A 23,362-nucleotide genomic window follows, 5' to 3' on the forward strand; every position below is an offset into this window, starting at 1 on the left:
GTGTTTTCTTCACTTGAAGCAGTCATCGATCAATTAGAAACAGTCATTAGAGGTTTACATTGGGAAGATTTAAAAACCATTGTCCGAAGACAATGGTTGGTTTCAGATTTTGAACTTAACTGAGTATTAATTTATGTTAAAGCATTTAATCAAGATAGTGGAAAAGAAGATGACCTTATGTTATATGCTTCTGAAAGTATAGCAAACAAAATCAAATCCTCAAGCAGCGTGAGTTTTACAGTAAAAGTAAGTAACGTAGCTACAACTGGAGGAGACTTAACTGTCTCAAAAGTTGAATAATAAAATACACTCCCAACAGATTCAGACTGTAGGCAGTGTTTTAACATATTTGACTATCCTTTTATTTACCGACAAGACTTATATTTTTGATTGTCAAATTGATTGCCACTTCTTCAATTGAATAGTATTTGATGACATTAATAAATCAATCAAAAACCATTATTCCAAGCTAACCAACAATATTAAGAATCTACAACATATCAACCTGTAATCAGTACGGTCTCAAATAAGCCTCAAAAAACTCAGCCTCAACCGGCTGAGTTTTTATTTGAAAATAACACAGTAAAAAAGCGCAAGAAAACACTATCTGTGTCATACTTAAGGTGAACATATTTAAAAATGTCTTAAGGGTTTTTTGTTAGGATCCTTGGATAAATCCAGATTGAAAAGATCAAGGGTAAGGCTATCCAGGCAGAAAAGGAAATGGCAACAACTAGATTCATATTCAAATGTGGATAAAGCAATAGAGTCAGGAAAGAAACAGGATAGCTTAAATAAGTTTAGAACTAATGGGTGGCCTGCCAATTCCCCTCATCGTTTCTAGTAGAGGGAATCCGAATCCCAATCCCAATCCAAGGATTGTAGGGAATCTGATTACACAAACTACCCAAAAGAAGGACAGGCTAAAAAGAAATACTGCGAACAAACTTGCATCAGTCAAAACCTCTAGTACAAACAACTGAATGAAGACAACTCCCATTAAAAGTAGGATCTCTATTCCCTTTGCCAACTGGCCGTTCATGGGCCTATGTGTTAAAGCACCTTGAACTCCCAAAATTAGAATCAAGCAGGCCCTGAAAATACTTAAATGGAATAAATATACAGAGGCACTACAGATTAAAAATAGGATAAAACTAAGAAAGATCACCCGCTTGTTGCTTTTAATCATATGCAACACTCCTTTAACCTTGTATATTTATAGACAGTATATACCTTCCAATACCTATTTACAAGCAAAAAAAGACCTTCTGACCTCTTTTTTAAAAGACTAATCAAGATAGGCATGAGGGACTATTGCCTAGCCTTTATCAGAAATTCATACCCTTAAAGTGAACGTAGAATCAAAATCACAAGGGACGTGATTTAACCGTCCAAATCATAGCGGATGGCCAAATTGTCAAGGTCAAAGCCAAACCAAGAATTTTGATGAGGCTATCGAGAATTCCTGCAGGATTCAAAATATTAAACCCTCGCGGGAAATAACAATCACATCCAGTTTCACTAAGCTATACTACAATCGAACATTGCTAAAAGTTTCCAAAAGAACGACGATATACATAGCAAGAGAATCAGAGAACAAAATCATTTTCAATTGTTTTTTTCTCCGTAAACAAAACTCCCTGTTTCGACGATTTGAAGCAGGGAGTTTTGACTAGTTTTACGGTTTTAAAAAGTGGCTTATTGCAATAATTCTTGAACTGGCTCAAAAACAATCCGTTCCAAATCGCTAAGGTAAACACCTAGTTGCTGCTCTTTGGCAAAGAAATTAGACACCAACTCATTACCTTGAATTTTTTCAGAGAATTCACGCATGCGACCTTGAAGATCAGCTTCTGGTGCTTGACCAGTTTGGGCCATCCGTTGGAGCTCATTTTGAAAAGCAATGTACTCCTCAAAAATAGCCTGGGCCTCAGGATTTTTAGCAATCTCCTCCTTAGCCTGCACAACAGCTTGATATTCTGGCAAAGCCCGCAAACGGCGGTTTAATTCATTCGCAACATCATAAATATTCGACATAGTTTTCTCCTTCTACTTCAATTATAGCAAGTTTCCTAAAATTTAGCTTGATTAAGCAAAGAGAATTGAGCAGCCAATATGACTAAAAAAGAAGAGCGGCCAGTTGGTAAAGACGGTATTTCTCAGGAAAAAGAGAGGAGATGTTGACACGCGCATGATAGAAGCCCAACATCAAAGACAAAATCCCAAGCAAGAGAAAAATACCAAATTCCAGCACGCAAAACCTTTAGAAATCTGTTTGGTCAGAATCCGGATTTTGCACAGCTTCTAAAATACTTCTGGTTTTATGAAGGGAAAGTTGACCTGAAGCGCTCGGCACTTCCAAGGCCGCAAAGGTCCAAGAAGAGCCCGTTAAATCTCCAACCAAGCGAGACCAGACTCCTAACTTTCCGGTCGAAATCGTAACATATTCTTGCTCTGGATTCAAAGTCTTGAAACCACGCGTATAGTTCATTAAATCCAAAACATCTTGCTCATGATTCGGTTTAACTGCAACCTTTACAATCCGCGGATTCAAGGCTGTCAATTCAGACAAAATTTCCATAAGATTATCAGGAGTCTCATCAAAATTATGATAGGTTAAAACCAGATTTGAGAAATCTAAAACCTTATCAAATTCCTCTCGATAAGCATAAAATTCAAAATCAATGTACTCTGGCTGGTACAATGCCTGAATTTCACGCAAAATCTCCACATAATCTGGTCCACTTAATTCAATATGGCCTCCCTGACGGGTCGTGCGCAAGGTGAAGACAATTTCGCGGCCAGCAAATTTCTCAAAAATAGCTGGAGCCAAGGCTAAAATCTCCTCCTTATTCGCCAAATAATCCGCTCTCCACTCGATCATGTCTACCGAGTCGAAACGATCCCGATCTAGGTTTTCCACATCCTCCAAACTAGTTGGCATGATTGGTACAACTAACTTCATTCCTCTACCCTTATCTTTATAACTTTTAAGTAATTGCTAGTGGTCTCTTGCGCATAACTCGGAAAATCTTCCGGCAAGCGATAAACCTTCTCGATTTGATAGGCTTTCCCACTCATTCCAGCCGCAATCTCTTGCTTGAATTTCTCAAGCGAAAGCTGAGCTGCATTGGTACTTAACACCATTTGACCTTTTGGAGCCAAAACTTTTAGAGCTTTGGCTACCAAACGATGGTAGTCCTTGGCAACAGAAAAAACTTGTTTCTTATTCCGGGCAAAACTAGGTGGGTCAATCACGATGATATCAAACTGTAAATCCTTCCGAGCTGCATACCGCAGATACTCGAAAGTATCCATCACAATAAGAGAATGACCTTCCAAGCTAAATCCATTGGCCATAAAATGAGCCTGAGAAAGCTCTCTACTCCTCTTGGCTAAATCAACCGACACCGTCTCTATTGCTCCACCCGCAATTGCTGCAATTGAAAAAGCAGCCGTATAGGAAAAGAGATTTAACAAGCGCTTGCCCTCAGCCATTCCCTTAACCAAATCTCTCCGAACCATGTGTTGGTCCAAGAAAATTCCAGTCATCCAGCCGTCATTCAAAAAGACCTGATAAGACACGCCATTTTCAAGGATTGTAAAAACATCTGGTGCTGACTGCCCATAAAGATGACCCGTTTCATAAGGAGCCCCTTGAAAACGAAGCTTCTCATAAGCACCCAAGTAATCTGGACACACTCTCTGAAAGCTCGCGACGATCTGTTCACGATTCTGATAAATAAAAGAATTATACCATGTAAATAAGAGAAAATCACCGTATACGTCGATAGTCAAACCTGGTATACCATCACCTTCTTGGTTAAAAAGTCGAAAGGCGGTTGTCTCTGGATCTTTGAAATAGGCCTGACGCTTATCTCGGGCCAATTGAAAGCAATTCACTAAAAAAGAGTCAGACCATTCAATCGGTTCCAAAGACAAGACCCAGCCAAGTCCTTTGTTTTGCTTGGAAAGGTAACCTGCTGCTACAAATTGCCCTTTAGCATTTTGAAAATGAACAAAGCCATCATTCTGAGGTTTATTTTGGAAATCTTTATCTTTTAATAGAATTCTTCCTCTGGCAATTTCTTGCTGACAGCGAGTTGATAGAACGACATGTTTCATTCTTCAATTATATCAAAAAAGCTATCAAAATAGGACAAAATTGCAAAGTCTTACACCAGGTCTGCTCGAAATTTTCATCCCTTTGTTAATGACTTTCCCTTTTTCAAAACAATTTTCCAGAGTAGTTGATGCATTTTTCAAGGATAATGATCATAATTCCAGTTTGAATTAAAATGTGCCGGTTTGAAAATGAAAATAGTTCGCATTTCTAAAAAATGCCACAATTCCCTTAAAAATTTTAGGTTAAACTTAAGCAAGCCTTAAAAAACAAGCGTTTGACTCCTTGTCGCTATATCCCCTCCTCTATTTTGTGATATAATCAAACTTGAAACAAAATTGGGACCAGTCCCAAAATACAATCTGTTCTTTCTTAAAGAAAAACAGCTAGATAAAAAGGATTTATTCCGTGAAAAAAATGACACAATCAATTCTACAAACAATGAGTAGTCGATTGGGCTTGGTTTTTGTCCTGCTCATCCTCTACTGGTTAAAAAGTATTGCCGCCTATTTCCTAAGTTTTAACCTGGATATTCAGTTGGGAAATATGCAAGGTTTTTACCAATTAGCCTTAGCCTTTTTGAATCCATTACCTTTAGGGCTCCTCTTACTTGGACTGCCCTTCTATGCCAAACCAACCAAGGTGTTCTACCCCTTCTTAGCGGTCATGTACCTTCTTTTATTCGCTTGGCTCTTCTCAAATGTCATCTATTATAGAGAGTTCTCGGATTTCATTACCTTGAATACAATGTTGGCCTCCAGTAGCGTTTCGGCTGGTTTAGGCGATGCAGCAGTCAAGCTATTTCGACCATTTGATATTCTTTATTTACTAGACATACCTCTTCTTGTTTATCTTTTCTGGAAAAAGAAAATTACATTCGACCAGCGGCCAATCAGCTTTAATGCCAGTTTTGCTATCACTTCCTTATCCACCATGCTCTTCTCAGCCAATCTCTTCTTTGCTGAAGTCGATAGGCCAGAGTTGTTAAGCCGGGGATTCTCCAACTACTATGTTGTCCGCGCTCTAGGACTGCCTGCATTCTTTGGCTACAGCGCTAACCAGACTTATCAAGCGGATAAGGAACGGGCTAAGGCTTCTGAAACAGATTTAGAGCCGGTGCTTGAATATATGAAGGAACACAATGCCGCTCCAAATCCAGCAACATTTGGAATTGCCAAAGGACGTAATGTGATCTACCTTCATCTTGAATCCTTTCAACAATTCTTGATTGATTACAAATTGGAATCTGAGGGTCAAGAATATGAGGTTACCCCATTTATCAATTCCCTTTATCATTCAAATGAGAGCTTTGCATTCTCTAATATTTTTAATCAGGTCAAGGCCGGAAAAACCTCAGATGCTGAAACCATGATTGAAACCGGGCTCTTTGGTTTGAACCAAGGTTCTTTCATGGTTAACTATGGAGGTACCAATACCCAGCAAGCAGCACCGCATATTCTCGCCGAAACTGGTGGGTATACCTCCGCTGTCTTCCACGGAAATATCGGAAGCTTCTGGAACCGGAACACAACCTATAAGCAGTGGGGATACAACTATTTCTTTGATCAATCTTATATGAGTAAGGCAACCGATGAGAATTCCTTCCAATATGGATTGAATGACAAAATTATGTTTAAGGACTCCATTCAATATTTGGAGCATATGCAACAACCCTTCTATGCAAAATATTTGACGGTTTCTAATCATTATCCATACACAACCAGCCTCATAGGTGATGAACAAGGTTTCCCTTTGGCTGACACTAAAGATGAGACCATCAACGGATACTTTGCGACAGCCAACTACCTTGATACAGCTGTCAAATCCTTCTTTGATTATCTCAAAGAAACTGGACTCTATGAAAACTCCGTGATTGTACTATACGGCGATCACTATGGAATTTCCAATTCTCGGAACCCATCACTCGCGCCTCTTATTGATAAAAATCCGGAAACTTGGTCCTCCTATGATAATGCTATGCTCCAGAGGGTACCCTACATCGTCGTTGTCCCTGGAATGGAACAAGGTTCTGTGATCGACACATTTGGTGGTCAAATCGATATGTTACCTACCTTAGAACACTTACTAGGCATCAATTCAAGCGACTTCTTACAGGTTGGTCAGGATCTTCTTTCACCGGAGCACGAGCAAATCGTAGCATTCCGTTCTAGCAATAACTTTGTAACACCCGAGTACACTAGCTATTCTGGTAGGACCTACTATACTGCAACTGGTGAAGAAATCACCACTCCGGATGAATCCACTCAAAAAGCAATCGACGAAGCTAGAGAAAAGGCCAATAAACAGTTATCAATCTCAGATATGATTCAGACCGGTGACCTTCTCCGCTTCTACAATGGAAATCGCCTTGGCAAACCAGATGTAAGCAAAATCAGCTATAACAAGGCTTTGGATCAATTGCTGAAAACTGAAAAAGACAAGGGCGATGAATCGACAAGTCTCTTTAGTCAACGACAAACCAGTACAATAGATCTCTTCAATTCTCCGACTTATAAGGCCCTACACCCTGAGCAATTCCCTGAAGACTCTTCTTCTAGCTCATCAAGTAGCAGTACTGAGACTGGAGATCCCCAAACACCTTAAATCGGTCAGCATTGACCGATTTTTTTTGTAGCTTTTAACGCTTCCTATTTCTCAATTTGTCAGATTTATGGAGATGAATTCGATCCAAAAGGGGCTTCATCTTTTTTCGTGAAATTGGACAAGAGTAGCCTTTTGGAAAATAAGCTATCCGCAACATCCTATCTACCCTCAATATATTTTTCGGATTGACGAGTATAGATCGGTGACATGAAAATAGATAAGGTGTCGCCTCTCTAATATCCTGTAAACTGCCAATAACAGACAACTCTTCCTCTGCACATATAATAGAGATATAATGAGCTTTTTCGCTCCTTTCTATAAAAAAGACCCTTTTAATTGGCATTTGAATTTGTACTTGAGCCGTCTGTAATAAAATCATTTCCCTCGGACCATCCATGATAAAGGTGTTGTGGATTTGGAGAAACAAACTCGCTAAGCGCTGATGAAAAAGTACAGGATGAGTATCTTTCAAAATATAATCTAGAACTCCAATCTGAGTTCTATAAACCTCTTCCATAAAGGCCAGTGTATCCGACACAATAATCAAGCTTGCCAAAGGATCCTTTTTGCGAATCTGACACGCTAATTCAAAAAAACGTTGACGATTAACGTCCCCATAAAGAACCAATATGAAAACCTGATGTGTGCCACGAATTTCCCACTTTTCAAGCATTTGAGTAAAGCTTGAACGAATGTCTATTTCCTTCACTTCGATCCCACAAGAAAATAAAATTTGCATCAGTGTATCTTCCCACCAAAAATGAGACAGCAATCGCTCTTCATATACGTAGATATTCATTGAAGCTTCCTGTTCTTTCTCTCTTTACTTACTAATTCGTAGAAACAAAAAAGAATCTCCTATAGCTTAGCATGGAAAATCTTTGAGAAATTGTATTTGTCCTGAAAGGTTGTTATTTTGTTCTAAAAAGAAAAAAAAGAAAACGAACTGTCGTCAAAACGTCCTAAACGACTATATTGTGATTTGATTATTAGCTTAAATCTCTGCAAATATTCATAATCCTGAGTGTCAATGATCTGGAGCACTATCAAAACCAGCAATATTTAAAAGAATTCAAAAAATGGATAAAACAATAAAATAAGTTTAAGGCCTATCAATCCACTATCTTATATGCCTTAGACTAAAAGAGTAAAACAGTTATTTTTGAAAAAGAAATAAACTAGATTCCATTCATAAATCCGAAAAAAAGACAGGGATTACACCCTGCCTCATTTGTTTGATTAAAGTTCAATATCACCGAACAAGTCAGCCATTGAGAAACCAGTTTGTGTTTCTGGCAATTCGAAGTCACGTTTTTCTTGACGACGTGGACGACGTGGACGTGAAGCACGTTTCTCTTCTTGTCCTTCAGCTTGTGCTGGACGCTCTTCAAGAGCTTTGATAGAAAGAGATACACGCTCATCTGCAGCGTTCACATCAAGAACTTTAACGTTTACAACTTGACCTACTTGAAGCGCATCTTTTGGATTTTCAACACGTTTGTGTGAAATTTGTGAGATGTGAACCAAGCCATCAATACCAGGAAGTACTTCTACAAAGGCACCAAAGTCAGTCAAACGTTTAACTGTTCCTTCGATCACATCACCTTTAGCCAATTTTTGTTCTACGCCATCCCATGGTCCAGGAACAGTAGCTTTAAGAGAAAGGGATACGCGACCTTCTTCTTCGTTCAAGTCCAAAACTTTAACGTCAATTTCTTCACCAACTGTTACAACAGATTTAGGTGAAACGTTACGCTCATGTGACAATTCAGTCAAGTGAACCAATCCGTCTACACCACCAAGATCGATGAAGGCACCGAAGCTAGTGATACGTGCAACTTTACCAGTTACGATGTCACCAACATTCAATTTACCGAATACTTCAGCACGTGCTGCTGCAGACTCAGCTTCTACAACTTCACGACGTGAAAGAATGAAGCGGTTTTCTTTTGGATCCACTTCTTTAATTTTCGCATCAAATTCTTGACCTACGAAACGCTCAGTGTTGCGAACAAAGCGTGTGTCAAGCATAGATGCAGGGATGAATCCACGAAGTCCTTCAAATTCTACTGCCAAACCGCCTTTAACAGCGCGAGTTCCTTTAACAGTAACAACTTCTTCTTCACGTCCAACCAATTTATCCCAAGCTTTGCGTGCTTCAAGACGTTTTTTAGATACAAGGTAGGTAACAGTATCAGTGTCTTTACCTACAACTTGACGAAGCACAAGCAACTCAAGTGTTTCACCTGGTTTAACCAATTCGTGAATGTCAGCGTCACGATCGTTAGTCAATTCACGAAGAGTCAAGACACCTTCTACACCAGTACCAGAGATTGCTACGTTAGCTTGTCCAGCATCTACAGTCAATACTTCAGCAGTAACAACATCACCTGGCTCAACTTGGCTAACGCTGTTTAGCAAATCTTCAAATTCGTTCATCTAAAAAATCCTCCAACAATCAAGTTCTAGACTTGATATACTTATAAAATTTCTTCCTAAGCACCGCATCGCTTCAACCGTCGCCTGGATATAAAGAAATAAAATACCCAAAGGATATTTTAGCGTCCTCTATCCAATAAGTAACCTAAGAACTGGGGTAGCTGGATTCGAACCAACGCATGAGGGAGTCAAAGTCCCTTGCCTTACCGCTTGGCGATACCCCAATAATGAGAATGGAGAGAGAGGGATTCGAACCCCCGAACCCGAAGGAGCGGATTTACAGTCCGCCGCGTTTAGCCTCTTCGCTATCTCTCCGACATCAACAAGAATTATTATATCACATTATCTTCAGAATGCAAGACATTTATTTGGATAAATTGTAGCTTTCGATTAATTTTTCAATTGCTTGTTCCAAAGTTTTATGAAATTCCTGTACATTTCCATTCGAAACCAGCGCGAATTGCTGATCTAGTTCGGCAATCTCACCTACAACCTGTTTTCCAATCATTAATTGATAACCTTCATAGCTATCTTTGCCAATCTTTACTTGCTGATCGGTTAACTGTACTTCAATTTTTTTCTCTTTGCGACTCATTTTTTCCTCACAATCTTTTTTAAATTTTACACAATTCTTAAAAAAAAATCAAATGTGTTTCTTAGTTACCGGTAAAAATTTGACAAAAAGTATTCCGAGTTTTAGGATAGGGGTATGGAAAAGAATGAAACACTTATGCAGTACTTTGAGTGGTATCTACCGAATGATGGCCAACACTGGAACCGTTTAGCTGGTGATGCCCCTCATCTAGCAGAACTTGGAATTACACAAGTTTGGATGCCACCAGCGTTTAAGGCTACCAATTCAAATGATGTTGGATATGGAATCTATGATCTCTTCGATTTAGGAGAATTTGATCAAAAAGGTACGGTTCGAACCAAATATGGAACGAAGGATGAATATGTCCAAGCCATCCGTATTCTAAAGGATCATGGCATTGCAACCATCGCAGATGTAGTCCTCAATCACAAAGCTGCTGCTGATGGGCTAGAATCTTTTGAAGTCGTTGAAGTTGATCCAGAAGACCGTACCAAGGAATTAACAGACCCGTTCCGCATTAAGGGGTGGACACACTTCTACTTCCCTGGGCGTCAAGGTCGTTACAATGACTTCCAGTGGCATTGGTACCACTTCACTGGTACCGATTTTGATGCCAAGCGCAATCAAAACGGAATCTATCAAATAGTGGGTGACAACAAAGGTTGGTCTGATGATAGTCTGGTAGACAATGAAAATGGGAACTACGACTATCTCATGTATGCTGATTTAGATTTCAAGCATCCAGAAGTCGTTCAAAACCTATATGACTGGGCCAATTGGTTTATCCCAACTACCGGCATCTCCGGTTTCCGCCTCGATGCGATTAAACATATCGATTCTTTCTTTATGAAAAACTTTATTCGGGACATCAAAGAAAATTTCTCTGAAGATTTCTATGTGTTTGGAGAATTCTGGAACCCCGATGAAGAGACCAACACCAATTATCTTGAAGATACGGACCATCGCTTTGATTTGGTGGATGTCAGACTTCACTATAATTTTCATGAAGCCGGCGAAAAAGGGGCTGACTTTGACTTAACTACTATATTTGACGGTTCTTTGGTTAAGAATCACCCTGATTCAGCGGTAACCTTTGTCGAAAATCATGATACACAAAAAGGGCAGGCCTTAGAATCTGTAGTTGCTGACTGGTTTAAGCCACTGGCCTACGGAATGATTTTACTCCGTAAAAATGGGAAGCCCTGTGTCTTTTATGGTGATTACTATGGTGTCCAAGGCTACCATGCCCAAGCAAGCTTCCAAGAAGTCTTGGATAAACTCCTGCTCCTCCGGAAGTATTTAGCCTTCGGAGAAGAGAAAGACTACTTTGCAAATGCCAACACCATCGGTTGGACACGAATTCCTGATGAATTGGATCGCAGTCCTCTAGCAGTTGTCATCAGCAATAAAGATGACTCAGCTATTTCCATGTACGTTGGAACCCAGTGGCAAGGCCATGTATTTGCGGATCAATTAGAACATCACCCAGATACCGTCACTGTTCAAGAAGACGGTTGGGCAACCTTCCCTGTTTTAGGTCGCAGCATCTCTGCCTGGACCCTTCAACAATAAACAAATGAGGTCGGACAAAATCCGACCTCATTTGTTTATTGTTCTTTTAAGACTTGATTCAAGATTAAGGCTACAATTGTTCCGGTAGAGATTCCTGAAGAGAAAATCATTTGAAGAGCTAGAGGCAAATTGCTAAGCAAGTCTGGTCGAACGGTTACCCCAATTCCCAAGGCAAAGGCAAGTGAGATAATCAGGAGTTCACGATCTCCCATTTTAACAGTCGCAAGTGTTTTAACCCCTTGTGCTGCCACTAAACCAAACATGATGACTCCTACACCACCTAGAACCGGTTGCGGCATAATGGAGATTAGAGCTGAAACCTTTGGAAAAACTCCGAGAATTGCTAACAAAATTCCTGCCAGTACCATGACTTGACGACTAGCAACCTTGGTAAGAGTAATCAGACCGACATTCTGAGAAAAGGCTGTATTGGGTCCCGCCCCAAAAACACCCGCTAAGAGTGAGCCAACTCCGTCAGCCAAAACTCCATTAGCAGCTCTTTCAGAAGTCATTTTTTGACCAGAAGCTTCACCGATTGCCATCATGATTCCAACTGTACCAATCAAAGATACCACATAGGCTGGGATAAAGGCTAAAATGGCTGATAATTCAAAACGAACACCAAAGCCAAAAACATTGGGAAGAGCAATCCAAGCGGCTTCATTCACTGCGGACAAATCTACCTTCCCAAGGAAAATGCAGAGGACATATCCGAACACCATTCCGAAAAAGACAGATGCAGTTTTCATCATCCCTTTTCCATAGTGGTTCAAGAAAAGTGTAAAGAGCATGACAACGAATGCAATGCTGACATTTTCAACAGAAGCATAATCACTAGCTCCTGCACCACCCGCAGCCCAGTCCATGCTGACTGGTAACAGGGTAATTCCAATCAACGTTACGACCGTTCCCGTAATTAAAGGTGGGAAAAAACGCATAAGGGGTTTAATAAAGCGACTAAGGATAATTTCAACGAACGATCCTGCAATGGTCGCACCAACGACACCTGCTAAGCCAAATTGGCTTCCAACACTAATGGCTGGATTTGCAAAGGTAAAGTCTGTTCCCATCATACCGGAAACACGCGCCCCGATGGGTCCCAATCCTTTGGATTGTAAAATCGTAGCCAATCCTGCTACAAAAATAGCTGCCGAAACGAGTGCTGAGGTTTGATCAACCGGAAGTCCAAGGGCTGAAGATACAACCAAGGGAACCGCAATAATACCTGCAAAAGCAGCTAAAATATGCTGCAGGGCTAACAGGATGGCCAATCCTTTCGGTGGTGTATCCTCAACACTGTAGAGCATGGTTTCCGATGATTCTTTTTTGATGTTCTGAGACATGGCTCCTCCTTCTGTTTTAAAAAAAGAATAGTCTCAGTTTATCAAAAAATACACTCAAAATCAATACGTTTTATAAACATGTATGCTATAACGTTCGCTTTTATCTACAAAACCTTCATTTCTCTCTCCATTTCTTTCTTTTTTTCTTCTCAAAAACGTGCTATAATAGATTTCATAAATAGTTGGAGGAAATGATGAAATTATTAGAAGAACGTATTCTTAAAGATGGGAATGTACTTGGCGAAAATATTCTCAAGGTTGATTCCTTTCTAACCCACCAAGTTGACTATAAGTTGATGAAGGAGATGGGGAAGGTCTTGGCTGACGGATACCGTGATAAGGGAATCACCAAAGTTGTGACCATTGAAGCATCGGGCATTGCACCAGCTGCTTATGTGGCTGAGAGCCTTGATGTGCCTATGATTTTCGCTAAAAAACATAAAAATATTACTATGACTGAGGGCATCCTAACGGCTGAAGTTTATTCCTTTACCAAACAGGTTACTTCAACTGTCTCCATTGCCAGCAAGTTCTTGAACCAAGATGATCGCGTGCTGATTGTAGATGATTTCCTAGCCAATGGCCAAGCCGCCAAAGGCTTGATTGAAATCATTCAACAGGCAGGAGCTACGGTAGAAGGCGTTGGAATTGTCATTGAAAAATCCTTCCAAGATGGACGGCAACTCATTCAAGATATGGGAATCCCTGTAAGCTCCCTCGCTCGTATTGAAAAATTTGAAAACGGTCAGGTTGTTTTCACTGACGCCGACCTATAAAAAATGCACCAAATTGGTGCATTTTTGTTTATAGTCATTGGATTTCAAAATATGTCTTTGTCAAGCCTTTTTGATGAACTGACTGATTGCGTGCCTTGCACGCTTAATGGATAATATTCAACAGGTCTCCCAGACCTGTTGAACGATCATCATCAGCTGTCCTCGTCATTTATTTGAAATTCCGCGAGTATTCTGATTTTGAAATTAGCTAAGCATTATTTGGCTTTAATAGCTGAGAGAAGTTGAGTGCGGATATCCTCCACCCCATCTGGTTGGCCCGGTAGGAAGATACTACTATTACCATACATACCAAAATTATTTAGGGTATCCAAGTATTGGTTGGTCAAGAGAATAGACATAATCTGCTCCTCGCTAAGACTGATTTCAGCTTCCTTCAACTCTCGAATTGATTCTGCTAGTCCGTCCACAATGGCTTTCCGTTGCTGGGCAATCCCAACCCCGTGTAAACGATCTTTTTCAGCTTCAGCTTCCGCTGCGGTTACAATTTTAATCTTATCAGCTTCAGCCAATTCCTGGGCGGCAACCCGTTTGCGTTGCGCAGCATTGATGTCGTTCATAGATTGCTTCACTTCAGCATCTGGTTCAACCTTGGTAATCAAAGTTTTGACAATCACGTAACCATAAGTAGACATTTCTTCTGCAACTTGATTTTGAACTTCCAAGGCGATTTCATCTTTTTTCTCAAATAATTCGTCCAAAGTTAACTTAGGTACTGAAGAACGAAGCGCATCCTCAATATAGGACTTGATCTGACTCACTGGTTTAATCAGTTTGTAGTATGCATCCGTAACATTGGATTCGTTTACACGGTATTGGGTCGCAATATTCAAAGTGACAAAAACATTGTCCTTGGTTTTTGTTTCAACTACGATTTCGCTCTGCAAGAGTCGAAGCTCAATCCGAGCAACCAGGCGGTCAATACCCAAGGGGAGTCGTACATGAATACCGCTAGATGCGGTTTTTTGATAGCGGCCAAAACGCTCAATAATAGCTACTGATTGCTGACGTACAACATAGAGGGAGCTTATGACTAAGAGACAGACCACTAAGAGCAAAAGTCCAAAAAGAATAATCCCAAACACCATCGTTACTTCTCCTTTTCTTTAGACAGCCATACCACCACAGTCAAGTTTATTCCAGTGATAGTTTGCGAATTTTCATACTCTACCAATTCGAAATCCTCTCCGTATTGTAGCATGAAGAATTTATCTGTATGTTTTCAATTATAACACGTTCGTAAAATCAAACCAATGAAAAAGCGGCTCACCTACCTTACTAAATAAATGATAAAAAGAGTTGCGACCCAACTCTTTTCCCTAACTCTATAGTGATTTTACCAAGCGTGGATTCCTATCAGATGTTTTTTCGAAACCTTGATTTTGAAAAAATACTTGATGGTATCTAATTCGAGACATGACAGTCATTTGCCTTATCTTTCCTTTTTTACCAAGAGGTCCTCGATGATCTGATAAAACCGAGGGGCCCAGCCCCTGACCAATAGATTTTGGCTTTAGGGCTAAGTAGAGAAGCATACACTTTTGTCGGTCTGATCTAGTCGAAAATGCCCAAGTGACCGACCATTCCAGATGACCCCAAATTCTCTCCCCTCACTCGCCTCAGCATCTAGTAATTCGAACTGACTTGGATCCAATAACTCAGTAAAACCTGGAGGGTATTGCCAGTCACTAACAATCTCCAAGGCCAGTTCTTGCGGAAGTGACATCACAAAAGTATAGTCCATCATCCGGAAATTTTTCACCAAATTTTTGATGCGGCGCGCTTGAATCTCAGGCTTATCTGTCTGGTAAACATAATCGAGATATCCTTGTTGGTAGCTTGGAATCATCTCCCTTAAAATTAACTGGACATCTTCTGGAAAACGTTCTAGAAAGGCACTAAAAGCAGTATTTTCGAGCATCCTTCTAAAGAAGCACAGCTGCAGCTAGTGCTTTTTGAATTTGAACCACGCTGTCGTCACTCTTGAATTGGAGAATTTCCGCTGGTTCCACAGCAGATGAAATCCAAATTTTCAATTCCGCATCCAAATCAAAATGCCCACTGGTTTCTACCGTAAATCGAGAAATGGAACCATAAGGAATCGATTTATAAGAAACCTTTTTCCCTGTCATCCCCTGTTTGTCTACCAGAATCAAGCGGTGCTCTGTAAAGACTATCAGGTCACGAACCAATGAGAAGGCCATCTCCACCTCTTCTTGGTCCAGCAAAATCATCGCCAAATCCTCTTTAACTTTCTGCCTATCTTTTTGACTCGCATTTCCCAGTAGGCCAGATAATAGTCCCATTTTCAATCTCCTTTACATTTTTTATCCATTATACCATACAGTAGCACTCCCTTTTAAGGAGTCCCCCCTCTTTTTCTCTTTTCCAAAAATAGAATTTGCATGAAACTTAAGCCCACACCCAACAAAACGCTCAAAAAAAGAAAATTAAAAAGTGGGGCATGTGTGTGAAGCAAAGGCAGTTCCAGAAGAAAACCGTAGTTTCCTTTAGTCAAAAGGGCGGAAAAGAGCATCGCAGCAGTCAAAAGAAAGGAATAGCCAAAAATCCTTGTGAAAGATAGGGGATCTAACCTTCTCTGCCAAATCAAATAGTGACAAGCCAGATAAAAAAGCAACTGGTGACTTAAGATAAAAGATAGATTCGTGATATGAAAAAATGGATAGGCATAGAGAACCGGATAAGCAAAGGCTATAATAGGCCCTAGGACTCCTAAGTAGGCCATGAAAGTCTTTAAAGGCGTCTGATCTGGCAAGCATAACATCAAGATCATGGCGATACGGCAATGATAGAATGGGAGACTGGCTTGCCAACTAAAATCAAGAAAAACTAGGAACCCATAAAGACCAAGGAGGACCAGAATAAGGGCAAAGCGTGCCAACCGATCCCCCTTCTGCCTAGTGGCTAAAAAGTAAAGGAGAATCAAACTAAATAAAAGCAATAGTGACGATGTCCAGTGAAGTTCAGGTGCTCTAGCTAAGGGATTACGTGCAAATAACTGAACAAGAGCATTTATCATAACGTTTTTCCTTCTAAGATGTCCACAATCTTAGCCAGATTCATGGAATTGCTTCCTTTTAATAAGATTTGATCCTGATCTTTGAGATCTGTTACGATGGCTTCCTGTAATGCTTCAAAATCCTCTGTTGGGTAATAAAGCACTTGGCCCAGAGGAAAAATCTCTGCAGCCAATTTAGCCAGACTCTCGATTTCCTGTCCATAAAAATAAATTTTATCCAAATCCTCTGGATTGAGGCTGGTAATCATGCTCATATGCAAGGCTTCAGATTCCTGCCCTAACTCTTTCATGTCTGCCAGCACAGCCAACTTCCTGCCACTTCCTTCCTTTGGAAGATTGGAAAAAGTTTCCAGAATTAGACGCATAGCGGTTGGATTGGCATTGTAGACATCTGATAAAATAGCTGCGCCATTTTGGGCAGTCTTCCATTCTGTTCGATTCTTCGTTAGAACCAAGCTGGGGAAGGCATCAAGGATTACTGATTCTGGTACCCCTTCCTCCTTAGCTAGATAGGCGGCAACCATAGCATTGCTTGCATTGTAGCGACCTGGTAGAGGGACCTCTACTACCCCGTTCATGAAATTTGTTTTAAATTGGAGGGAATCTCGATTTTCCTTTAAATCAAAAAGCTCAATATCTCCACCTGGCCCAAACCGTTTTACGTCCACCTGGGCCGGAAGTAAATCATCCAGGAGAGGATCACTTGGCACTAGCAAGAGGGCTCCTTCCGGCATGCCATCGGCAATTTGGAGTTTCCCTTGAGCGATCTCTCGACGGTCTTTGAAAAACTCAAGATGAGCTTCTGCAACAATTGTCACAGCCGCAGCCTTTGGTTTTGCAAGATGAGAGAGCAAAGAGATATCGCCTAAATGGTCTTGCCCCATTTCTAAGACCAGCTTTTCAGTGCCAAGTGGCATGTGTAAAATAGTATATGGCAAGCCAATTTCATTGTTATAATTGCCTTGCGTCTTATAGGTTGGATAAGTAGTTGCCAACAAATGAGCCAACATATCCTTGGTGGTTGTTTTGCCATTTGAGCCTGTTATTGCAAGCACATCCACTTGACTCTTTTCCAAAACGTAGGCCGCTAGATCTTGAAACGCTGTTAAGACATCTTCTACCCAAAAATAGACCTGGTCTGTCTCTAATTCACGATCGGATAAGCTGGCACGCGCCCCTTTTTCAAAAGCCAAATCTATAAAATCGTGACCATCACGTGCTCCTTTTAGGGGGACGAAAAGGTCCCCTTCTTCAATCAGACGACTATCAAATTCAACCTTATTAAGCGTCCAATCCCCGTCGAACTTTAGAGGATTCTTGGCTTTAACAACTCTTGCCACTTCACTAAGTGTAAACATATTTTTCTCCTTTACCTCATTATTCGTAATGCTAAGAAAAAAGGCAGCCAGACAACCGTCTCGACCACCTCACCTTGTGTGATATTTCAATGATTGGGCGCAAGCCCTTCACAGGAAATCACCTACTATAATTTAGAAGAAATGCGCTTGCCGCTTTTCATAAACTTCCTTGGCTAAATCCACCAAGGTTGAAATTAAATCTGGATAAGAAACTCCCATATTTTTCCAAAGTAAGGGATACATAGACCACTGAGTAAATCCAGGCATGGTGTTGAGTTCATTGAGGAAAACATCCCCTTCTTTAGTATAGAAGAAATCACACCGGGATAAACCAGTACCTCCTAGAGCGTGAAAGGCTTTGCGAGAAGCTTCTCTCATCTCATTAGCCACTGAATCTGGAATCTGAGCCGGAATGGCCATCTCAATCTTGTTGTCAATATACTTAGCCTTGTAATCATAGAAAGCGACATCCTTGACCACTTCACCTGGAAGTGTTGTTTGGATGTCTTGATTCCCCAAGATAGCGACCTCAATTTCGCGTGCATCCACACCTTCTTCTATCAAAATTCGACTGTCATAACGAAGGGCTTCCAAAATAGCCTCTTGCAAACCCGCACGATCTTCCGTCTTAGAGATTCCAACACTCGAACCCATATTGGATGGCTTGACAAAGATTGGGTAACTTAGCTTGGCTTCTGCCTCATCCAGAGCTGCAGCTAGATTTTCCCCTTCGAAATAAGTTGTGTAGGGAACCTGAGAAATTCCCGCACTTTCTAAAATCCGCTTGGTTGAGATTTTATCCATGGCCATGCTGGATGCCAGAACACCTGTCCCTACATAAGGCATGCCTAGGATTTCGAAAAATCCTTGAATAGTCCCGTCTTCTCCCATGGGGCCATGAAGTAAAGGAAAAATCACAGCTCCCTCCTCATAGATCGCACCTGGATTAAGGGATTCTAAATCTGCTATCCCATCATTGGTCATTAAACGAACCGTGACATCAGGCGTTTGGTCAAATTCTTGTGTCTTGTAAAAGGCTCCTTCACGACTAATAAAATAGGTCTTAACAGTGAAACGGTTATAGTCTACTGCCCGCATCACACTTTCAGCTGTGAGAACGGAAACTTCTCTCTCAGCACTACGACCTCCGTACAAAAGGATTAAGGTTTCTTTCATCATACTCTCCTATAACTCTGTCCGGTTCTCTATCGCCCTCAGCAAGGTTACTTCATCCGCATACTCAATATCACTGCCGACAGCTAATCCACGCGCCAATCTGGTCACCTTGATGCCCGCAGGTTTGAGGATCCGCGAAATATACATAGAAGTGGCTTCACCATCTGCTGTCGCATCCGTTGCCACAATAACTTCCGTCACCTTGCCATCCATCAAACGATTGATGAGGGATTTGAGATTTATATCATCGGGACTAATGCCATTCATCGGTGAAATCAAGCCACCCAAGACATGATAGCGTCCTTGATATTCTTGGATATTTTCCATAGCCGTTACATCTCGGCTATCTTCTACCACTAAAATTTGTGTTTCATCACGCGTCTCATCTCTGCAAATAAAACAGGGATCATCATCTGTCAGATTACCACAGATTGAGCAATAAGTCAATTCACGCTTAGCAGCTAAGAGGTTTTTGGCAAACTCCGCCACCTCTTCATCTTCCATACTAATGGTATGAAAAGCTAATCGTGTCGCTGTCTTTTTCCCAATTCCAGGGAGTTTCGAATAACTATCTATTAATTTTGCAATCGGTGTGGGATAGAGCATAGCTCCTCCTTAATTTTTAGAATAATAAAGATTAACAATGTCTTTGGTGATACTATGGCTTACGGTTGACAATAAATCGGTATTGTGTGGGAACACAACGGCCACGGCAATTTCTGGATTACTAGTTGGCGCATAGGCCACTACGTTGGTATTGACGGAGCGGACCTTGCCATCACTCACAAACGTTTCTGCTGTACCGGTCTTTGCCGCAATCGCCACTGAAGCACCCTCTCCCACGGTACGTCCAGTGGTAAAGGATGACGTTCCGTATACCACTTGGTTCATCCCTTCCTGTAGAAGCGACATGTCTTCCTGAGATATATTCACCTGGTTCAGAACTCGACCGGTTTTCTTCTCTATTTCTTGACCCAGCCCACCATTTTCATCGTTGTCATGAATTCCAGCGACAATATGGGGTTGGATGCGGCTTCCTCCATTCGCTAATGTGGCTGCGAACTGCGCCAGTTGCATCGGTGTGTAGTTGTCAAACTGACCAAAGGCATTATTCATATAATCACCTACCGTAAATTCTGTCGGTAAAAAACCAACTGATTCATTAGGGAGGTCGATTTCAGTCTTAACCCCCATTCCATATTGGCCGAAGGCCGTCCTCATTTTTTCCATAGCAGCTTTAACACTGGCACTGTCATCAATCAGAGCTGCCCCGATTGGACTACCCAGAATTCGTAGAGCTACTTGAACCATGTAGGTGTTGGAAGAATATTCTAAGGCTTGAACCGCTGAAATGTCCCGAACACTTCCTTCTGTAAACCAGGAATTAATCCCAAGAACAGTCTGATCTGCCAAAATCTCATTGCCAGACAAGGCTCCCGTTTGCCAACCCGCAGTTAGGGTTGCCGGCTTGACAACAGAACCTGGGACAAAGACATTGGTGATCGTTCCGAGCGAATCTGAAGACAATTCGTGTTTTTCGATATCCTGCTTGACACCGGCCATCGCCAAGACAGAACCGTCCTCAGGCCTTAATACGACTGCATAAGCACCTTCAGTCTCCAGAGCATTTCCCTTGTTGATTTCAGACTGGAGAGCATTCTTGAGAATGTCCTCCACTCCTTGTTGGAAATCCAAATCCACGGTTAGTTTAAGATTTTTTCCTTTTTCACCTTCAGTGGTTGTCACCACTTTTTCCAAGTTCCCATCCTTATCCAAATAAACCTCTTTTTCAGAACGCTTGCCTTGGAGAGCTTCTTCATATTCTTTCTCCAAATAAGAGGTTCCAACCCGGTCGTTCAAGGAATACCCCTTCTTCAAGTACTCCTCCACCTCTTCAGCAGGGATCCCTGTCTGCTCATTGGAAACACTTCCGACAATACTGGAGAGCGGAGTTTCCAAAACTTTACGTTCCCAACTTGTGGAGATGGATATTCCAGGAATTTCCTGGCTGGATGATGCAATTAGAGCTACTTGTTCGGGACTGAGATCTTCTGTCCGAAGATTACCGGTCCCGAAGTTTGGAATAGCATTTAATTGATTAAAGAGGAGGGCAACCTTTTTATCCTCTGGACTTAGCTCCTCCTGTTTGAGCTGAACTGTCTCTACTGCGTTATTGTAGATGGTTTTTTCAGGCAAGGCATTCCCATCACGATCGATTTTTTGATCTTTGGGAAGTTGGTCTACAACTTCCTTATAAACAGATGGATCCGCTAAATAATAATCCGCTAACTGTCGCTGGCTAAGGTCTTCGTCATTGACATCTACCAGTTGAAGAATTTCCTTGGCTCTTTCTTTGAGAGACTCAGCTGTGTCTTGATTACTACGAGTATAGGAGACCACTTGTTTGCTTTCATTCTCAACCAAGGGCTTGCCTTGAGCATCATAAATTTGCCCACGAACAGAACTCCCCTTGATAATTTTTTGACTGGCTGTCGCCATTTTTGCCAAATAAAAAGCCTGGTTAAAGACCTGCATATATGCCAACCGAACTGCTAGTATCAAAAACAAGCTAAATACCAATCCCAAAATAAAATACAGACGTGTGGGGATGGTTTGCTGCTCGATGCGATTCTTCTTTCTCATTCCATGTCATACACTTTCTAGAAAACTCTCTCCATTTTACCACAGAAATTCACTAGATGACTCCCTCTAAACACGACTTCGATTCACGTTTTAGAGTTAAAAAAACTGGGATCTAATGTCCCAGCTTTCTGTCTATTAGTCTTGACCTAGGTAGTATTCTTTTACGACATTCAATTTGTCATCCAATTCGAATACAAGTGGTGGGAAGTTCGGAATTTCAACATCCATGATTTCATCATCAGACAATTGTTTGATGTGTTTTACAAGAGCACGGATTGAGTTGCCGTGTGCTCCAACAAAGACGTTTTTACCATCTTTAAGAGCTGGAGCAATTTTATCTTCCCAAAATGGAAGCGCGCGTTCCAAAGTCACCTTCAAGTTTTCAGCATCTGGGATAACAGTGTCATCCAAGTGTGCGTAACGACGATCTGAGTGAGCTGAGTGCTCATCGTCACGATCCATATTTGGAGGCAATACATCATAAGAACGACGCCAAATGTGAACTTGCTCATCACCAAATTGCTCAGCAGCTTCCGCCTTGTTTTTACCTGTCAAACCACCGTAGTGACGCTCGTTCAAACGCCATGATTTTTCAACTGGTACCCATAATTGGTCAGCAGCTTCCAAAGCAAGGTTGGTTGTTTTGATCGCACGTTTCAAAACAGAAGTGTAAGCTTGATCAAATTCGATTCCAGCTTCTTTGATCAATTTACCAGCATCGATAGCTTGTTGTGTCCCTTTATCTGACAAGTCCACATCAGCCCAACCTGTAAAGAGGTTCGCTTTGTTCCATTCTGATTCACCATGACGAGCAAAAACTAATTTCACCATCTTCAATTCTCCTTAGGTATTATAAGTACTGCCTAGCAGTCCACTCTATTCTACAATATTTCAACCTCAAAAACAAGAGGGCACGTGAATTCTATCACGACCCCTCAAGGATTCGATTCTTTATTAAAGAGGACAACATTGACCGAACTGGTGTAGTAGGATTTCCCATTTTTGAAGGTCACACGAATATTATCGTTATCACTATCATGGGCCCACTGTTCCACTTCACCCTCTATCAAATCTCCATTCGGCATCCGAATTTGAGCTGTATCAAATGTGTACTCCGAACCAAAGATATCCTTATTGCCGCAAGCACTTAGGCCAACCAATATTAAAAGAGCTAAGCCTATTCGAGTAAGCGTTTTCATGCCTAGTTCACCCCTTTAATTTCTGACAATCCGGACAAAGACCATAGACCAATAATTCCTGCTTTCTGAGTTCATAACCCGTTTGTTCACGGACTGTTACAGAAATATCCGGCGGACCATCACCCTCAAAATCAGCAATTTTGCCACAATTTTCACAAACAATATTGATGTGTTCATGCCCCATAAAATCATAGTACCGGGTCTGGTCATTTTTTATTTTAATCTCCGTTACCAACCCTTCCTTAAGAAAGAGGTTGAGGTTATTGTAGACCGTGGCCAGACTAATCTGAGGATAAACTTCCATCAAATCCTGGTATATCTTTTCAGCACTCGGATGCTCATGACTATTCATCAAGTATTCCAGCATCAAGCGACGTGCCTCGGTCACACGTATGCCATGCTCCCGTAGTTCCTCTAAAATTCCCTCCAACTTGTGTGCCATAATAACCCTCTTTTTTCGAAATTCATAGCTCCAT

At 41.2% G+C, this 23,362-nt stretch carries 21 protein-coding genes and 2 tRNA genes; 3 read left to right on the plus strand and 20 right to left on the minus strand.

The annotated features are described in order from the left end of the window. Nucleotides 1-1,698: 1,698 nt before the first annotated feature. The 3 genes from I2503_RS01470 to I2503_RS01480 all read right to left on the minus strand — a co-directional run bounded on the left by I2503_RS01470 (nucleotide 1,699) and on the right by I2503_RS01480 (nucleotide 4,125). Nucleotides 1,699-2,037 carry a YlbF/YmcA family competence regulator gene (locus tag I2503_RS01470; protein ID WP_196966789.1) on the minus strand — a complete coding sequence of 113 codons (339 nt, stop codon included), beginning with the start codon at nucleotides 2,035-2,037 and terminating at the stop codon, nucleotides 1,699-1,701. A gap of 226 nt (nucleotides 2,038-2,263) precedes the next feature. Beyond that, nucleotides 2,264-2,965: a type I 3-dehydroquinate dehydratase gene (locus tag I2503_RS01475; RefSeq protein WP_196091989.1), complete on the minus strand. Its 702-nt coding sequence runs from the start codon at nucleotides 2,963-2,965 to the stop codon at nucleotides 2,264-2,266. Continuing rightward, nucleotides 2,962-4,125 carry a class I SAM-dependent rRNA methyltransferase gene (locus tag I2503_RS01480; protein WP_196966790.1) on the minus strand — a complete coding sequence of 388 codons (1,164 nt, stop codon included), beginning with the start codon at nucleotides 4,123-4,125 and terminating at the stop codon, nucleotides 2,962-2,964. Before I2503_RS01480 ends, I2503_RS01475 begins: the two co-directional genes overlap by 4 nt. A 406-nt stretch (nucleotides 4,126-4,531) precedes the next feature. Here I2503_RS01480 and I2503_RS01485 point away from each other — a divergent pair, with 406 nt between their 5' ends. Then, nucleotides 4,532-6,727: an LTA synthase family protein gene (locus tag I2503_RS01485; protein WP_196966791.1), complete on the plus strand. Its 2,196-nt coding sequence runs from the start codon at nucleotides 4,532-4,534 to the stop codon at nucleotides 6,725-6,727. A 34-nt stretch (nucleotides 6,728-6,761) separates the two neighbouring features. On the opposite strand, the gene I2503_RS01490 is transcribed toward I2503_RS01485, so the two are convergent. The 5 genes from I2503_RS01490 to I2503_RS01510 form a co-directional block, all read right to left on the minus strand. After that, nucleotides 6,762-7,526 carry a LytTR family transcriptional regulator DNA-binding domain-containing protein gene (locus I2503_RS01490; protein ID WP_196966792.1) on the minus strand — a complete coding sequence of 255 codons (765 nt, stop codon included), beginning with the start codon at nucleotides 7,524-7,526 and terminating at the stop codon, nucleotides 6,762-6,764. 440 nt (nucleotides 7,527-7,966) lie between these two features. Further along, the gene (gene rpsA / locus I2503_RS01495; RefSeq protein WP_196091985.1) at nucleotides 7,967-9,166 is read right to left on the minus strand and encodes a 30S ribosomal protein S1; all 1,200 of its coding nucleotides are present in this window, start codon (nucleotides 9,164-9,166) and stop codon (nucleotides 7,967-7,969) included. 152 nt (nucleotides 9,167-9,318) lie between these two features. After that, a tRNA-Gln gene (locus tag I2503_RS01500) sits at nucleotides 9,319-9,390 on the minus strand. Between the two features lie 10 nt (nucleotides 9,391-9,400). Next, a tRNA-Tyr gene (locus I2503_RS01505) sits at nucleotides 9,401-9,481 on the minus strand. A gap of 49 nt (nucleotides 9,482-9,530) precedes the next feature. Continuing rightward, on the minus strand, nucleotides 9,531-9,761 hold the full coding sequence (locus I2503_RS01510; RefSeq protein ID WP_196091984.1) for a DUF2969 domain-containing protein: 231 nt from the start codon (nucleotides 9,759-9,761) through the stop codon (nucleotides 9,531-9,533). A 114-nt stretch (nucleotides 9,762-9,875) separates the two neighbouring features. Between I2503_RS01510 and I2503_RS01515 the strand changes: the two genes are divergently transcribed. Beyond that, nucleotides 9,876-11,333, plus strand: coding sequence for an alpha-amylase (locus tag I2503_RS01515; protein WP_196966793.1), 1,458 nt, complete (start codon nucleotides 9,876-9,878; stop codon nucleotides 11,331-11,333). A gap of 35 nt (nucleotides 11,334-11,368) precedes the next feature. On the opposite strand, the gene I2503_RS01520 is transcribed toward I2503_RS01515, so the two are convergent. Next, nucleotides 11,369-12,676, minus strand: coding sequence for a nucleobase:cation symporter-2 family protein (locus tag I2503_RS01520; protein ID WP_196966794.1), 1,308 nt, complete (start codon nucleotides 12,674-12,676; stop codon nucleotides 11,369-11,371). Between the two features lie 194 nt (nucleotides 12,677-12,870). Between I2503_RS01520 and I2503_RS01525 the strand changes: the two genes are divergently transcribed. Next, nucleotides 12,871-13,452: a xanthine phosphoribosyltransferase gene (locus tag I2503_RS01525; protein ID WP_196092001.1), complete on the plus strand. Its 582-nt coding sequence runs from the start codon at nucleotides 12,871-12,873 to the stop codon at nucleotides 13,450-13,452. A 215-nt stretch (nucleotides 13,453-13,667) separates the two neighbouring features. Here the strand turns inward: I2503_RS01525 and I2503_RS01530 are convergent, their stop codons facing one another. The 11 genes from I2503_RS01530 to I2503_RS01580 all read right to left on the minus strand — a co-directional run bounded on the left by I2503_RS01530 (nucleotide 13,668) and on the right by I2503_RS01580 (nucleotide 23,328). Then, nucleotides 13,668-14,558 carry an SPFH domain-containing protein gene (locus I2503_RS01530; protein ID WP_196966795.1) on the minus strand — a complete coding sequence of 297 codons (891 nt, stop codon included), beginning with the start codon at nucleotides 14,556-14,558 and terminating at the stop codon, nucleotides 13,668-13,670. Nucleotides 14,559-14,989: 431 nt separating this feature from the next. Then, nucleotides 14,990-15,391, minus strand: coding sequence for a hypothetical protein (locus I2503_RS09550; RefSeq protein ID WP_247644658.1), 402 nt, complete (start codon nucleotides 15,389-15,391; stop codon nucleotides 14,990-14,992). Between the two features lie 4 nt (nucleotides 15,392-15,395). Further along, complete coding sequence (locus tag I2503_RS01540; protein ID WP_196092130.1) at nucleotides 15,396-15,776, minus strand: PH domain-containing protein; 381 nt, start codon at nucleotides 15,774-15,776, stop codon at nucleotides 15,396-15,398. Nucleotides 15,777-15,829: 53 nt separating this feature from the next. Further along, on the minus strand, nucleotides 15,830-16,510 hold the full coding sequence (locus I2503_RS01545) for a YwaF family protein (protein ID WP_196966796.1): 681 nt from the start codon (nucleotides 16,508-16,510) through the stop codon (nucleotides 15,830-15,832). Then, nucleotides 16,507-17,868 carry a UDP-N-acetylmuramoyl-tripeptide--D-alanyl-D-alanine ligase gene (murF, locus tag I2503_RS01550; protein WP_196966797.1) on the minus strand — a complete coding sequence of 454 codons (1,362 nt, stop codon included), beginning with the start codon at nucleotides 17,866-17,868 and terminating at the stop codon, nucleotides 16,507-16,509. The genes I2503_RS01545 and murF overlap by 4 nt, the downstream gene beginning before the upstream one ends. Nucleotides 17,869-18,000: 132 nt before the next feature. After that, nucleotides 18,001-19,044 (minus strand): D-alanine--D-alanine ligase, encoded by a 1,044-nt coding sequence (locus I2503_RS01555; RefSeq protein ID WP_196966798.1) that lies wholly within the window; start codon nucleotides 19,042-19,044, stop codon nucleotides 18,001-18,003. A 9-nt stretch (nucleotides 19,045-19,053) separates the two neighbouring features. Then, complete coding sequence (recR, locus tag I2503_RS01560; protein WP_196092127.1) at nucleotides 19,054-19,650, minus strand: recombination mediator RecR; 597 nt, start codon at nucleotides 19,648-19,650, stop codon at nucleotides 19,054-19,056. 9 nt (nucleotides 19,651-19,659) lie between these two features. Continuing rightward, the gene (locus I2503_RS01565; protein WP_196966799.1) at nucleotides 19,660-21,687 is read right to left on the minus strand and encodes a penicillin-binding transpeptidase domain-containing protein; all 2,028 of its coding nucleotides are present in this window, start codon (nucleotides 21,685-21,687) and stop codon (nucleotides 19,660-19,662) included. A gap of 135 nt (nucleotides 21,688-21,822) precedes the next feature. After that, entirely contained in the window at nucleotides 21,823-22,518 is a 696-nt protein-coding gene (locus I2503_RS01570; RefSeq protein ID WP_179924589.1) for a phosphoglycerate mutase, read from the minus strand. 104 nt (nucleotides 22,519-22,622) lie between these two features. After that, complete coding sequence (locus I2503_RS01575; protein WP_196966800.1) at nucleotides 22,623-22,886, minus strand: hypothetical protein; 264 nt, start codon at nucleotides 22,884-22,886, stop codon at nucleotides 22,623-22,625. A gap of 7 nt (nucleotides 22,887-22,893) precedes the next feature. Continuing rightward, nucleotides 22,894-23,328 carry a Fur family transcriptional regulator gene (locus I2503_RS01580; RefSeq protein WP_196092124.1) on the minus strand — a complete coding sequence of 145 codons (435 nt, stop codon included), beginning with the start codon at nucleotides 23,326-23,328 and terminating at the stop codon, nucleotides 22,894-22,896. Nucleotides 23,329-23,362: the final 34 nt, after the last annotated feature.

This window comes from Streptococcus sp. NLN64 (assembly GCF_015831295.1).
Lineage (GTDB): Bacteria > Bacillota > Bacilli > Lactobacillales > Streptococcaceae > Streptococcus.